Origin of the sequence: Nocardioides dokdonensis FR1436 (genome assembly GCF_001653335.1) — a bacterium.
Lineage (GTDB): Bacteria > Actinomycetota > Actinomycetes > Propionibacteriales > Nocardioidaceae > Nocardioides > Nocardioides dokdonensis.
In genome coordinates, this window is the sequence record NZ_CP015079.1 from 3256788 (window position 1) to 3270671 (window position 13884).

Sequence of the window (13884 nt, forward strand, 5' to 3'; positions counted from 1 at the left end):
AGAACCAAATGTCGAAGCGTGAAGAGCGTGAGAGGCAGCGAATGATGGCGATGCTGCCTGATGAAGGCGAGGTGGCGGGGGAGATCTTTGCCGCCATGGCAACGGTGGGGGAGCCCGGGGCTGTCATCACCCCAGACCTGGCTGCTCTCGCGGCCCAACTCGCTGGTGCTGAGGCCGCCGGACGGTGGCTCAAGGCCGGGCATACGCTTGACGACTGCGGGATGGTTCGCAGGTTCTACGAGTACGTCGGTAGCCACATCAGTGAGGACGTCGCATCTGGGGGCCGGCTCGACGGCGCAACGCTTCCAGACGGAGATGCTGATTCTGACGCAGGGTCCGAACTGGAAGATCCGCGGCCAGTGTCGCGCGGCATTCGTAATGAGCCCGCCCTCGATGCAGATCCCACGTCGCTGATAGCGACCGCCGGCGGCTACATCGACGGTGGCTGGGAGGAGTTCCGGAGCTCCCGGTTCTCAACGAAGCTTGATGGAACATGGGTGCTCAACAGTTATCCCGCGCAGGGTGTTCTGGCGCTGCAATTCATGGGCCGCAACTTCTCGGGATTCGCCGAGGTCTTCAAGGATGACATCGCGACGGTTCGGGTCGCTGCCAAGGGCCTCAACTTCGCCGTTGAGCTGGTCGATTGCAACGGCAACCAGCTTGTTGCTGTTGGTCCGAAGGGCCGGCTCCGCAACATCTTCAAGCAGCTGGGCTATGCGATCTGACCGCTGACGTGGGGCGGATGCATCATCGTCGCGTCTTTCGATAGAACAGCTGGTCAGTCAGGTTCATCACCATCTCGTCCAACTCGGAGGGGCTCGGGAGACTGTCTCGCCACCTCGCCAGCTGCGCGGAGGTCAACCGTTCGGCGTCCTTCGCCCGAACGGCGTAGTAGGTGACCATGTCGGATGCCAGCGGTGCCGGCCTCCGAAGCCTTACGTGATGCGGCTCGGTCGGTTCCAGAAGCTTGACCTTCAGGTACTCCAGGCACCTGACCGCGCGAAGGTCATCCTCAGTCACGCCCCGCCTGTTGTGGCGAAGGACCTGCTCTACCAGGGTGCCAAGCCTCCAGCCGGTCCATGTGCGTTCGCCACGCCCTTCAGCTGCCTTGGCGTTAGGCGATTTGTTATGCGGGGGTGCGGACACCATTAGCCCCGATCGCCAGGGTTGGGGGCGCGTGCCGCTTCCAGCTTGACGACCACGATGTCCAGGAGTCGCTTACCGAGACGGCTCAGGATCGAGTCCCGCTCGAACCGCCCCGCGAGTCTCGGGCTGATGCGGTAGTAGAAGCGAGTGAAGGCTCGCCCAGCCGCCGAAGATGCCAGCGACTCGTCGCGGAACCGGCGAAGGGTCATGACCGCGGGTGCGTCATAGTCCCCGTATATGGCGGTCGCAATGAAGCAGCCTTCGCGGGGATTGCTCTGCTGGGCTACCCGGACTGGTGGTGTGCCATTCGCGAGAAGGTACGCCGGCCCGTCGGCGAGAACTCGTGTTACGTTCGCGACGGCGTCGACACGGGATGCGCGATCGCTTGGAGTCGGCTCAGCACTCGCCAAACCGATGTCGGCGAGCGAGCCGCACGTCCAAAGTGTTCCGTCGCCCTTGATGGCGAGCAGGCCGCCGTTCTTCCCGCGGTACGGGTGGATTGACCTCACGTTGGTGAGACCCTGGACCTGTACGGGTGTGTTCCGGTCGATGCTCGTTCCGTCGCCAAGCCGCCCGCGGCGATTCTCGCCCCACGCCCAGACGGTGCCGTCCTTCTTGAGGGCGTAGACGCTCTGGTACACGGCAACGAGTGCGATTGCTTGATCGAGGCCAACGACATCTACGGGGTTCCAACGATCCTCCAGGGTCCCATCGCCGAGCTGACCGTAGTCATTGCGCCCCCAGGCTGACACCGTTCCGTCGGCACGCAACGCGAAGACGGATACGCCCTCGTGGTGCTGCTCCTCCCGGTCATACACCCACATGGTCGCTAGAGCCTTTACCTCGGTGAGCCCTTCGACCCGTGTGGGCACCGACTGGCTTGGAGCCGGACTCGTCTCCGCACTCGCGCCGTTCCAAGGCCTATGCCCGGACTGCGTCTCGGTTTCCCCGAGGGCCCAGGTGTTCCAGGTGCCGAAGCCATGCTGGCCCCACACCCAGACTGACCCATCCGACCTCAGTGCGTACGCGGTGTACTCCTCCTGAAGGAGTTCGACAACGTCCGTGAGACCCGGTACCGGGACCGGCGACCGAAGAATTCCAACCAGCTCGCCGATGCCGAACTGCCAATAGCCATTGTCCCCAGGCCCCCAGGTTCGCTCGTTTCCCCATGCCCATACGGTTCCATCGGATCGCATTGCGAAGAGCACATCGGAACGGACCGACAAGGCCGCGACCCGGCTGAGACCCTCAATTTTCCGAGGCTTGAAGTTGTAGATGTCCGGCCCGACCCCCACGTGAGGAACGACGGCGTTGCTTCCCCAAGTCCAGACCGTCCCGTCCGCCTTGACGGCGTAGCCGGTGCTGGAGTCTGTGGCGATCGCAATGACGTCTGAGATGCCGGAAATGCGGGCGGGTTTAGGACGGTCGTCCGTGGTGCCGTCGCCAAGCTGGGCGAACATGTTGTGGCCCCACGTCCAAACGGTGCCGTCTGCCTTGAGCGCGCAGCCCCAGTCGTACTCCGTGCAGATCGCGGTTGCGTCATTCAGTGCCGCCACGGGCACTGGCGAATCGCGATCGACGCGGGTTCCGTCGCCCAGTTGACCGTGGTGGTTGCCACCCCACGTCCACAATCCACTGAACATTGCTCGCTACCAGCCCTTGCCTCGAATCACGACTTGCGGTGGCCGTCGCCACGCAGTTCGCATCATGGCAGCCAGGGCCGACGCCTTGGAGCGGAAATGCTGAGCGTCTTTATACCTGACGACACAGCGGGAGGGCAGCCGCCGAGAACGCCTGCGCCTGCTGGCCCCATAGTCGGCGGGTCTCGCAGGAGGCTTGGATCGCCGCCTGCTCGATGTCAGCGACCGCGCGTTCGAGCTCGTCGGGGTCCTGAGCGCTGACCGCGATGAGTCCCGTGGTGCGGAGGATGCCGTGGCCGGCGGTCAGGTCGGCTTCCTGTTGGAGGACGTCGTTGAACTCGGCGCTCTGTTGCGCGTCCTCGATCTGGCCGATGCGCTGCCGCTGCGATGCGTCGGAGATGTACTCGGTCTTCTTCTTGCGGATGTCTCGCGCTGCCTGGTCCGTGCGGAGCGGCGTGTAGAGCAGGGTGAAGGTGCGCCTGACGCCGGAGGAGAGCAGGACCGGCGCGAGGAATCCCGGGTAGACGAGCGACCGCGGCCATTCGCTAATCCAGAGCACGCAGTGATGCGCGGAATCGCTTCGAACGCTGGACCAGTTCTCGCTCACCGCCACCGGGCCGGCGGTCGCAAGGTCGCGCCCCATATCGCCGTGACGCTCCAGGGCTCCGGCAACGACGGGGTCGTAGGCCGAGCGAAGGATCACTGCGAGATCGCCCGGCTCCAGCCACGATGAGGGCGAGAGATCCGCAGCCCGCAAGGCGGCCGTCACCGTCGCCATCTCCTGGCGCAGCACGGCTGCCGCCCCACGGTTCCCGCCGCCCGCCGCCTTGATGGCGCGCGCGGCTGCCTTCATGTCGAGCGAGATCGAGACGGTGCTCGCGTGGCGCTCGCCGGCTGGCCCAGCGCGCTCGATCAGTTCGGCATAGGTCTTTGACGTGAAGGACTCGTCGTTCGCGCCGTGCTGGGACCACCACTCCGCGAGGCCTTTCCCCGAGTCGGGGAGAGTGCGCTCCATAACCTGGACCGACGACATGCGACCCGACCGACATGCCGTAGCGAGCACGCGTCCCCAGCTCGCCACACGCCTCTGCTGTTCGATCGGGTCGAGCAGGATGAACGCGGGGTGGGTGACGCCGACGATCGCGGTGAGCGTCGAGCGGTGCGGGTCCTGGACCATCACGGCGCCGGTCTCGGGGTCGTGCCACTGGCGCAGTCGCGCGGCGTCCCCTGGCAAGGCCAGGGTTCCCGCCGGCCGGGGCTTCACGATGTGACGTCGGAAGAGCAACTGGCCGCCGCTTGAGCGCCACAGCCACCGGGCGACGATCGGGAACCACTCGACGAGCTTGTGGCCGCCAACACCGATCCATGCGAGTCCTGCTGAGACGGCCATGATCGGAAGCGCGTACGCCAGAGCGGCACCGCCGCCCGAGTACAGCGCGAAGACGAACACGACCGCACCGACACCGACCACGACTAGTTGGCTTGCGGACAGCCCGAGAAGCACACCGCGGCGAGCCAACCGGGAGAACTTGACGGTCGAGAGTTCGTAGTCACGCGGACCAGCGCTTGCGGTGCTCATCGTTAGCTCCCTGAGCGTCCGGCGCCGGCAGGTACGGAATCGGCCGTGGACGGCACCGGCGGCGACGGCTGCGTAGGCTGCGATGCCGCCGTTGTCTGCTGATCGGCGTGGCCCGCGACGGAAGCACCTGTTCGCGGTCCAGCGCTGGCGGCCTCCCGCGCGACCATCACGCCACCGACCACAGCTCCTCCTGCCGCCGCTGCCCCTCCGCTCGCTGCTGCACCGCCGCCCGACGCAGCATTGGACCCACCCGTGCTCCCGCCGCCCGAAGACGCCACGGCCGGTGTGGGCGGCGTACCGCCGCCACCACCAGAACCGCCGCCAAGGACCTGGGCGGGCTCGGCCATTGGGCGTCGGCTCATCGGGATCGGCATCGGCCGGTTCAGCGCGGACTTCGCCTCCTGCTCGGCCGACATTGCGTGGTACATGTCGAAGCCCATGAAGCTGATCGCCTTGTAGGTCATGTACGGCGCGAAGCCTGCGATGAGCATCAGCACGATGCCCGCGATGGGTTCGCTGACCGACTGCAGGTCGGCGTCGATGGGCGCAGAGACCTGGGCTGTGGCGAGCAGGAAGATCACGACGAGGACGACCTTGGAAAGGATCAGCGCGATAACAAACTGCGCCCACTTGCCGAGCCAGCCGCGAGTCTGGTCCCAACTCGAGCCGGCGAGGGCGATCGGTGCGAAGACGATGGCAACGAGGAGCAAAGCTTTCCGGACGAGCAGGCTGATCCACACGATGACAGCTGCACCGATCGCGAGCCCCGCGAGGAAGATCGTGAGGATCGCGCCAGCGCCCGGCGCCGCGACGTTGATCCCGACGAGCCCAGCCGTGAGGAGACCGATGCGATCACCCATCTCGGTCATGTTCGTGCCCGCGGCGTTCACGATCCCGATGCAGAGCTGATCGGTGATCTCCAGAGCGATCGCCAGCAGCGCGAGCGCGACGAACGATCCGAGGATCGACTTCGCCAAACCGAGGGCAGCGCGCGTCAACGCGGCCGGTTCTCGGCGCACCATCCCGCCGATCACCTGGAGCATGAAGAAGCCGAGCATGATGAAGACGGCGACTCCGAACAGGATGTTGTAGACCTTCGTGTACTGGCTGCTCGTGATGTCGACCATGGTGGTCGAGTCAAAGACCTGCCAGACAGACTCGAACATCCACGCGGCGGCATTGCCCATCGCCTGGGCGAGCCAGTCGAACGGCGCGGACACGAGCGCGCCCGCGGCCTCGCCAGCCACGTCGCAGACCCCCGAGATCACTGGCACATCGCATACGTCGACCATCACGGCCTCCTTGATCCGTAGATGCCGGTCAGACGGCCTGGCCGACGTTCCAGAAGAAGTTCACGAGTGCGACGGACGCGCCGGTGATGATCGCGGCGCCGAGGCCGACGAGAACCCCGAGCTTGCCGCGCCCCGCGAGGTGCGGGTTCGACGAGTTGGCGCCGAGCGCCCACACGACTGCGGAGATGATCAGGGCGAGTACGGCGAGGATCAGGCCCACGGTCATCGAGGCGCCGACGATGCCGCGCAACTGGCCGATGCCGGGCAGGCCGTTCGAGTTGGGGTCGATCTCGATGTCCATCGGGAGCAGGGACACCAATGAGTGCAGTCCGATCTGATTCACGGTTTCCTCCAAGGTTGGGTAGGGCCTACGTCGGTCAGGTGTTCGTCGTCGTCCGCTCATGCCCCGAGAGCGGGGCCAAGGCTCGTCGTGTGCGGCCGAGTTGGTTCGCATGACACCGCACTCGATCGACGCCGCGAGACCCTCCGGTCGGGCTCCACGGCCGTGTGAGAGATGTCGTAGCCGGCCCAGGGGGAGCGGCCTGGGACGTGCCGAGTGCCGCCGTTGCTGCGCTCGGTGATGACCGGTGCACCGACGACCTGCATTGGCGGTGGGTAGTGCTCCGCGATCCACTTCTTTGCGGCTTTCGACAGCCCGGACTGTTCAACGGAACGCAGTCGCGCGGGCAGGATCGGCAGCTCGCGCCAGCCAGGGAAGGCGTGGTCGTGCCAGGCCTCGACCGCAGTGTTCTCATCACCCGCGATCACATGCCAGCCGTGCGGCTCGCAGATCGCTTGGTAGATCAGGTCTCCGACGCACTGGCACCCACTGTGCGCCTCGCCATGTGTCCAGGGCTCGCAGCGCAGGTCGGCCGTGAACAGATCAAAGCCGTGCTCGCCAACGGCGACGCTGCCGGGCACGGCGATCGCTCGGTGCCACGTCCGGCTCTGCGTTCTTGACTGGTCGAGCTTGTGCAGAAACTGCCAGTGCTCGTGTGCCGCTTCCAGGTCTGCCGCCGGCCAGTACGCCGCAGTGAAGCCCAAGGGAGCTCCGGACCACCCGGGCGCTGCTTCGACGGCGGATTCATGGAGCATCGCCTCGATGTCGAAGGCGAGTTGTTCACCGGTCACAGCTGCGCACCGACATCGAGCAGCCAGTTCGCCCAGGCGAGTGCGGCGCCGGTCAGTGCGGCGCCCCCCAGCGCAACGAACAGTCCGGTCTTCGCCTTGCTCGCCGCGTGCCAACTGCCGTTCGAGGAGGAGATTGCCAATGTCGCGCCACAGGTGACGACCATGAGCACGGAGATGATCAGGCCGTAGGTGAGCAGGGCGCCCACGATCGCGCGGAGTTGGCTGGAGCCGCCAACCGCCCCGAAGTCGGGTCCGACGAGTGGGAGCAGGAGATGAAGTCTCATGCCATCAGGTGTCGGCCTATACCGGCGCCGTCGGATGATCGAACCGACGGAGTGGCATGGCGGAAATGTTTTTCCTCCAGCCGAGTGGTGGCGTGCGAGGGACGCGGTTGACGTCGATGGCGCGCCCATCGTCAATGGTTCAGCAGAGGCTGTATTGTTCAGTACATGCTGACCATCGCTACGCGTTTGGACGTGATGAATCGGTTGGGTCGGGCGATGGCGGACCCGACCCGTTCCCGGCTTCTTATGGCTCTGCTGGAGCGGCCTGCCTATCCCGCTGATTTGGCCCGCGAGCTCGGGTTGACCCGGTCGAACGTGTCGAATCATCTGGCGTGCCTGCGGGACTGCGGCATCGTGGTGGCTGAACCCGAGGGTCGGCAGACGCGGTATGTCATTGCCGATCCGCATCTGGCGCGTGCCCTGACTGCGTTGGTCGAGGTCACTCTCGAGGTCACTCTCGCGGTCGATGAGAGTGCACCTTGTATCGACCCGACATGCTCGGTACCCGAGTGCGGGAACGGAGGGGCAGGGGCGTGATCCTGTCCTCCGCGCTGCAGGCGATGGGCCTGTTCATCGCTACCAATATCGACGACATCATCGTCCTCTCACTGTTCTTCGCGCGGGGAGCCGGACGCAGTGGGACCACGGCCCGGATCCTGGTGGGCCAGTACCTGGGGTTCGCTGGCATCTTGGCCGCAGCAGTGCTCGTGTCGTTGGGCGCAGGAGCGTTCTTGCCCGAGGAAGCGATCCCCTACTTCGGACTGGTCCCCCTGCTGCTGGGCCTGTGGGCAGCGTGGCAAGTCTGGCGATCCGGCGACGATGATGATGACGACGCGAAGATCGCCGGCAAGCCGGTGGCTGCCTGGACGGTGGCTGCAGTCACGTTCGCCAACGGTGGGGACAACATCGGGGTCTACGTGCCGGTGTTCCTCAACGTGGGGGTCGCTTCCACTGTTGCGTTCTGCGTCGTCTTCCTGGTCCTCGTGGCAGCTTTGGTCATGCTGGCCAAGTTCGTTGCGACTCGTCCCGGGATCGACGAGGTCCTCGAACGCTGGGAGCATGTTCTGTTCCCCATCGTCCTGGTCGGACTGGGCATCGTCATCCTCTACACCGGCGGAGCCTTCGGCCTCTGATCGAACGACAACACATCGTGTCGCTCGCTCGGGCTCTGCTCGTTGGGGCCTGGGCAGATCTCGGCGTGGAGGCGAAGGCACATCCGCAAATGCCCGCAACGTTGCGCTGTGGCCTGCTGGACATCGGCTACTGGTTCTGAGGTGGGTTGGCGGTCGCGTTCGTGCGGTTGGCGGCGTAGGTGGTCCAGTTGCTGCCGGCGTACCCGGCCCACTTCGTGGCGGCCCCGGTGCTGATGCCGATGAGGCTGGCGAACACCGCGGGTGGGACGGTGGCCGCGAGGTGGAGCATGGCGGAGTTGCGGCTGGTCCGGGTGGTGATGCCCAGCTTGTTGAGCCGGCCCATCATCGAGGTCGGGTTCTGGTGGTGGCCGGCCCACTTGCCGGGGAACAGCCAGCGCTGGTCGGCCAGGGTGCTGGCCGCGCCGAACGGTTTCGCGATCGGCAGCGACGTCACGAGCGCGTCCAGGGGCGGCGGGAGTAGGAGTGGCTCCGCACCGAGCCGGAGGTAGGTGCCGTCATCGTCGAGGGTGAGGTCGTCCGTGGTGAGGGAGACGATCTTGCTGAGGGGTTGTGCGTAGAGCAGCACGAGGCAGGCAGCTGCGCGGTCCTCGATGCTCGCGGAGTCCTCGTCGTGGAGCATGCGGCGCACGAGTGCCCAGTGTTCGTCCTGGTCGAGCTGAGTGCGGGGTCCTGCCGCTGGGACGGCATCGGGCAGCGCGAGTCCGGGCAGGTGGCCGTGGTCGAGGAGCCAGCGTGGGAATCGGATCCGGGTCGCGCGTCGTGTCGAGAGCCAGGTGTCGAGGTCGGCTTGGGTGCAGTCGTCGACGGTCCGGCCACGCCTGGTGAGGTGGTCGAGGAAACGTTGGGCGGTTCGGATCTCTTGCCGGCAGCGGTCGCTGATCGTCGCGTTGAGTCGACCGTGGCGATCCGGTTTGGCGCGGGCGATGACGTGCCAGCGGACGTAGCGTCCCAGCGTCTGCTGGTGTCGAGGGTCGGCGATTTCGTCGATGACGGCGGCGGCGAAGCGTCGAAGACGGGTGGCTTGCTCGTCGCGGTCGGGCAGGACACCGGTGGCGACGAGGAGGGCGCGTAGGTAGCCGACGGAGAACCGGTCGCCTTCGGCGTCGAGGAGCTCGTGGCTGAGTTCGTCGTGCTGACGGGCGAGGCGGGCGAGCAGGGTGAGGCTCTCGATGCGGTCCCAGTTGTTCAGGATGGATCGGGGGCGATGGGTCGCGACGAGGACGTCGCGGACCTCCTTCACCCCGATGGGGATGGTGCCGTCGGGTCCGGCGAGGAGACGGTCGATCCGGTCGGTGGCCTGGCAGCCGAAGCACCAAGGTCGGCCGTTCCTGGTGGCCCGTCGGCCCAGAGCGTGCTGCCCGCACACGGAGCAATCGACGATGGGCGCCTGGTAACAGGTCGCACAGATGTCGGGGCTGACGGTGGTGGCCCTGAGCGCGACGCGGCGGGTCCGGCCACAGATGCCGCACTCGCGTTCAGGGTGGCGGTAGCAGCCGGCGCAGAGGTTCTTGCCGGTGCCGGTGCCGATGCGCCCGTCCGCGCGAGCAGCGAGTGGAACTACCTGACCGCACTCATCGCAGGCAACGGTGCCGGTCCGGGTCTTGTCGTAACAGCCGGTGCAGACCGCCCCGCCGGTCGCCGTGCGGGCGTTGACCCGGCGATCTCGGCCGCAGATCGAGCATGGTTCGGTCGGCGCCCGCCGAGCGATGCAGGAGCGGCAGTAGCCCAGTCCGTCGCGGGTGGAGCGCTTCAGACCCCGCAACTCCTGACACCCGGCGCACACTTCGAGTGGCCGGGCCCGGTCGTGGCAGCGCGGGCAGACGGGCTGGCCATCAACGTCGCGCGATCGGATGCGGTGCCCGTCGCGTCCGCAACTCGAGCAGGTCGCTGTGAGGAGCCGGCTGTAGCAGGTCGTGCAGATCCGTTCGCTGTCGCCGTGGGTGTGGACCAGCGTTCGCGGACGTCCGCAGAGCGCGCAACCGGGCGAGGTCAACCCGGTGATGCCGGCTGCGATGGCGGCGTAGATGAACTCGGCGACCACCTTGGGCATCCGCGACCCACCGGCGGTCAACGCTTCGGGATGTGCGACGAGGTGGCGGGTGAGTGCAGCGCGGGCACCGGGCGCGGGAGCGACCTGAGCCATCAGGTCCCCGACAGACTCCGGGGTCACCGTCGGGTCGCGTGCGAGGAGCAGCCCGGTCACGATGGCGAGCTGGTCGGCTCGTTTGGTGGCGAGTTGCTCGGCGGCTCGGCGCCGCTCGTGGCAACTGCAGATCAGCACCCCGGGCGCGCGACCGCTGCGTGCCCGACCGCAGTTCGCGCAGGGCCGCGCGCCGGGCGATGGCGACACTGGCGCCGGCTCAGGCGTCACTGGCGCCGGTGATGGTGGCCCGCCGTGGCCGGTTCTTGCTCACCGGACCGGTGCCCGTGGCCGGCGCCGCGCCGGCAGCCTTCCGTCCGCGCTTGGAAGTGGCGATGACGTAGGGCTCGATGAGGTCGTTGGGGGTGCAACCGAAGATGTCGCACAGGGCGGCGAGGAGTCGCATGTTGAGGCGTTCGGGTTCGCCGGTGACGATCCGGTAGACCTGCGTGGAGGTCATCACCACGCCGCGGTCGGCGAGCAGTGGCACGAGTTCGGTGGTGTTGTGCAGGCCGGCCTCGCTCATCACCTTCCGCAGGTGCCACCGGTAGGCAACGCTCTTCGTGATCGGGGTGGTCATGGCTGCTCGCTTCCGTCGTCGGGCGGGGAGGTGAAGGCGTTGTCGAGGGCGTTGCGAAGCACGCGGTTGCGGTAGTCCCCGGAGACGCCGGTGTAGAGCGCGGTGGTCGAGCCCCAGCGGTGGCCGACCTGCTGCTGGACGAACAGCGGGTCGAAGCCGTCCTCGATCAGGTGGGTCACGTACGAGTGCCGCAGACAGTGCGGGTGCAGCACCCGGTCGAGGGCGAGCTGGTCGCGCCAGTCGGCGAACCGGTCGTCGATGTGGGCCAGCCGGATGCGGCCCTGACGTTCGGTGGGCCACAACACCGCCGGGTCGGCCAGCCCGAAGCGCGGGAGGACTTCCTCGACGTACTCCTCCACGACCGGCCGGGTCCAGTCGAACACCGTCAGCACCGCCCGTCGGCGGGGCTGGGAGCCGCGGCTGGCCTTGCCCCATCGGACGTTGCACACGCCGTAGCGACCGAACTCGAGCGCCTTGGGGTTGCGAGTGAAGTCATGGAGGTCGAGCATCGCCGCTTCACGACGGCGCAGGCCGTAGCCGTAGATGACCTTGAACAGGGTCGCGTCCCGGAACAGCGTCAGCCAGCCCTTCCGCTTCGAGGTGCGGGCGAAGTCGACGTGGTCGTCGGCGTGGTCGAACAACGCCTGGACCTCGCCCCGGGTCAGTGGGCGAACCGCTGGCCGTGCCTCGTGGTCGGCCACGTGGACCGCGGTGTTCCACTCGTGACAGACCTGGATCGGATGAGTGCCGAACAGCTCCATGCACTGATCGGCCCAGCCATAGCGGCCATCGATCAGGTAGGCGCAGAACAGCGCCACCGAGTTCTGGTACGCCCTGATCGTCGACGGCGTCAGCGGCCGAGTCCCGGACAGCAGTTCACTGGTCCACTCCTCGACGTCGGCGGCGCCCCACTCCCACGGCGAAGAGGCGCAGAAGTCCGCGAACCGACGGACCTGCGACTCCCGCGTCTGGATCGTCCGCGACGCCAACAGGCGCGAGGACTGCTGGCCCGCCCACCCCGCGAGCATCTCGTCGAACATCTGCTCAGCGGGACGGAGGGCAGAGACGTTGCCCGGCCGCAGCACGACGACCGAGCCATGCCCACCATCCTCCCGAGATCCCATGCCGGCGACCTTACATCAGATGTAAGTATCGTGCATCCGATGTAATCCCATGCATTAAACTGCAGGTCACGACGCCAATGGCCCGTCGGTAGTGAACCGTCGGACTGACGCTCACGTCACCGTTCACGCTTACATCTACCGTAAGAATCTTCCGTTAGATGTAATTTCCGAGGTAACGGCTTGGCCGTCCAATGCAGATGGTCGTAGTGGCCGCCGGTGACGCTGTTGGGGTCGTGCATCCCGCCGCCGTCGTACTTCCTCCAGCCTTCGTCGGCGCGAGCGACTGACCAGATCCGGCCCTGCCAGATGACGTACTCAACGCCCAGGGTTCTCGCGTTGTCCTTCACCCAGTTGGTGACCTGCCAGCCATAGTCGAGGGCGTGACCAGTCGCGGCTGTGCCAAGGGCGTTGCCGAAGGTGCCGTCGCAAGCACGGCCGAGCGAGTGCTCCGAAGGCTGGCCTGGCCGTGGTGACCAGCAGGCCCACGAACTCTCCGGGAAGTTGGCCCGGATCTGGGCGAGGATGTGGGCGGTTCGCTCGGTGATCTCGCCGTCGGTCGTCGGGTCGTCGACGAGGTTTCCCGCGTCGTCGCCGTTGAACGACGATGCCTGGCCACCAGAGGCTGCACATCCCGCGGAGGCAGGGTCGGTGCCGGCTTCGATGTCGACCGCTCCGTGGCTCGCGAGCCACGGCTCCGGGTCGATTGGTGCGCCGTCCGTGCCGCCGGGCCTAACCTCGAAGTGGAGATGCGGACCGGTCAAGTAGCCAGCCACGCCGACGTCGGCGATGTACTCGCCAGCCGTCACGGACTGTCCGACCTCGACGTGAATCCCATCGGCGTACATGTGCGCGTATCCGGTGGTGACGGTCCTGCCGCCAACGTTGTGTTCGATGAGAATCAGGTTCCCGTATCCGCTGGCAGCACCGGCGAACACAACGCGCCCGTCGGCAGCGGCGAGGATGTGCGTTCCCGTCGGTGCCGCGAGGTCAACCCCCGTGTGGAGCTTCGTCTCGCCGGTGACTGGGTGAACCCGGATACCGAAACCACTCGTCTTGACCCACGTGCCGGCCGGCAACGGCATGACCACGTGGGAGGTCGCTGGGATCAGGGCAGGCGTGTTTCTGACGTTGCCGAAAGCACTGCTCGTCGTCGGCAGGCAGGAGGCCTGGGCGGCGGGATTGAGCAGGGCACCGAGTGCGAGAAGGAAGGCGGCTGGACCGAGGGTGAACGCCAGTACGCCGCTGAGGACTGCCTTGCGCATCCGCGGTCATTCCAGCGGATCGTCGAGCCTGGACAGGCGCAGTAGGTGGCACTTTGGATACGTCGGCGCGCAGACGATGAACACGGTGAACGCGACCTCGTGCTGGCTTGCGACGTCCTCGCCTTCCCAGACACCCTCTCGGTGGCGCGTCCCTCTGATCGTGAAGGCGGTGGTGCCTGGCAGAAGTTCGTCGCCTGCCTGCGCTTCGGCAGTCGCCCACAGGTCCGGAACCGTCGCCGACACCACCTCGATCCACTGTCGGGTCTCGTACTTCCGCAGCTCGATCCAGATTTGGTCGGTCGGGAGGTAGTTCGCGATGTCGGCGACCAGTCCCGCAGACGATTCGCCGGTCGGATCTGCCACTGAAACCAGTTGCTCGGTCACCGACTTTGGGGTGCTCGTAGTCCGCGTGTCCCAAGCGAACAATGCCGTCGCGACTTGTCGCGCGAAGGCCTCCGGTTTAGCCGCGTCCAGCGACGGAGGCGAGGTCGGGGTAGCGATCGGTTCTGACGAAGGAGGCTTGGCCGTTGTACCTGCCGCCGATGACGGGTC

General features: G+C 66.6%; 14 protein-coding genes. 3 read left to right on the forward strand and 11 right to left on the reverse strand.

Annotated elements, in window-relative coordinates; all coding sequences use genetic code 11:
* Positions 1-8: 8 nt before the first annotated feature.
* Positions 9-725 (forward strand): hypothetical protein, encoded by a 717-nt coding sequence (locus I601_RS15415; RefSeq protein WP_068111573.1) that lies wholly within the window; start codon positions 9-11, stop codon positions 723-725.
* Positions 726-1148: 423 nt separating this feature from the next.
* Here the strand turns inward: I601_RS15415 and I601_RS15425 are convergent, their stop codons facing one another.
* The 6 genes from I601_RS15425 to I601_RS15450 all read right to left on the reverse strand — a co-directional run bounded on the left by I601_RS15425 (position 1149) and on the right by I601_RS15450 (position 6994).
* A complete protein-coding gene (locus I601_RS15425) occupies positions 1149-2789 on the reverse strand; it encodes an RCC1 domain-containing protein (RefSeq protein WP_084527692.1) in 1641 nt (546 codons plus the stop codon).
* A 109-nt stretch (positions 2790-2898) separates the two neighbouring features.
* Positions 2899-4365 carry an SCO6880 family protein gene (locus tag I601_RS15430; RefSeq protein WP_068111582.1) on the reverse strand — a complete coding sequence of 489 codons (1467 nt, stop codon included), beginning with the start codon at positions 4363-4365 and terminating at the stop codon, positions 2899-2901.
* A gap of 2 nt (positions 4366-4367) precedes the next feature.
* Complete coding sequence (locus I601_RS15435) at positions 4368-5657, reverse strand: TrbL/VirB6 family protein (protein WP_068111586.1); 1290 nt, start codon at positions 5655-5657, stop codon at positions 4368-4370.
* A gap of 28 nt (positions 5658-5685) precedes the next feature.
* Complete coding sequence (locus I601_RS15440; RefSeq protein WP_067431206.1) at positions 5686-5958, reverse strand: DUF6112 family protein; 273 nt, start codon at positions 5956-5958, stop codon at positions 5686-5688.
* 98 nt (positions 5959-6056) lie between these two features.
* Complete coding sequence (locus I601_RS15445; protein ID WP_068111589.1) at positions 6057-6788, reverse strand: DUF6349 family protein; 732 nt, start codon at positions 6786-6788, stop codon at positions 6057-6059.
* Complete coding sequence (locus I601_RS15450; protein ID WP_237089431.1) at positions 6785-6994, reverse strand: DUF6112 family protein; 210 nt, start codon at positions 6992-6994, stop codon at positions 6785-6787. Before I601_RS15450 ends, I601_RS15445 begins: the two co-directional genes overlap by 4 nt.
* Before the next feature lie 243 nt (positions 6995-7237).
* Here I601_RS15450 and cmtR point away from each other — a divergent pair, with 243 nt between their 5' ends.
* Positions 7238-7609 carry a Cd(II)/Pb(II)-sensing metalloregulatory transcriptional regulator CmtR gene (gene cmtR, locus I601_RS15455; RefSeq protein WP_068111595.1) on the forward strand — a complete coding sequence of 124 codons (372 nt, stop codon included), beginning with the start codon at positions 7238-7240 and terminating at the stop codon, positions 7607-7609.
* Positions 7606-8205, forward strand: coding sequence for a cadmium resistance transporter (locus tag I601_RS15460; protein WP_207007910.1), 600 nt, complete (start codon positions 7606-7608; stop codon positions 8203-8205). Before cmtR ends, I601_RS15460 begins: the two co-directional genes overlap by 4 nt.
* 127 nt (positions 8206-8332) lie before the next feature.
* Here I601_RS15460 and I601_RS21500 read toward each other — a convergent pair whose 3' ends face one another.
* The 5 genes from I601_RS21500 to I601_RS21735 form a co-directional block, all read right to left on the reverse strand.
* Positions 8333-10507 carry a hypothetical protein gene (locus I601_RS21500; protein WP_179948542.1) on the reverse strand — a complete coding sequence of 725 codons (2175 nt, stop codon included), beginning with the start codon at positions 10505-10507 and terminating at the stop codon, positions 8333-8335.
* A 79-nt stretch (positions 10508-10586) separates the two neighbouring features.
* Complete coding sequence (locus I601_RS15470) at positions 10587-10946, reverse strand: helix-turn-helix domain-containing protein (RefSeq protein ID WP_039346915.1); 360 nt, start codon at positions 10944-10946, stop codon at positions 10587-10589.
* Entirely contained in the window at positions 10943-12070 is a 1128-nt protein-coding gene (locus tag I601_RS15475) for a tyrosine-type recombinase/integrase (RefSeq protein WP_068111598.1), read from the reverse strand. Before I601_RS15475 ends, I601_RS15470 begins: the two co-directional genes overlap by 4 nt.
* 116 nt (positions 12071-12186) lie before the next feature.
* Positions 12187-13332, reverse strand: a complete 1146-nt coding sequence (locus I601_RS15480) for a M23 family metallopeptidase (protein ID WP_068111600.1) — start codon at positions 13330-13332, stop codon at positions 12187-12189.
* A 6-nt stretch (positions 13333-13338) separates the two neighbouring features.
* Positions 13339-13716 carry a hypothetical protein gene (locus tag I601_RS21735; RefSeq protein WP_237089432.1) on the reverse strand — a complete coding sequence of 126 codons (378 nt, stop codon included), beginning with the start codon at positions 13714-13716 and terminating at the stop codon, positions 13339-13341.
* Positions 13717-13884: the final 168 nt, after the last annotated feature.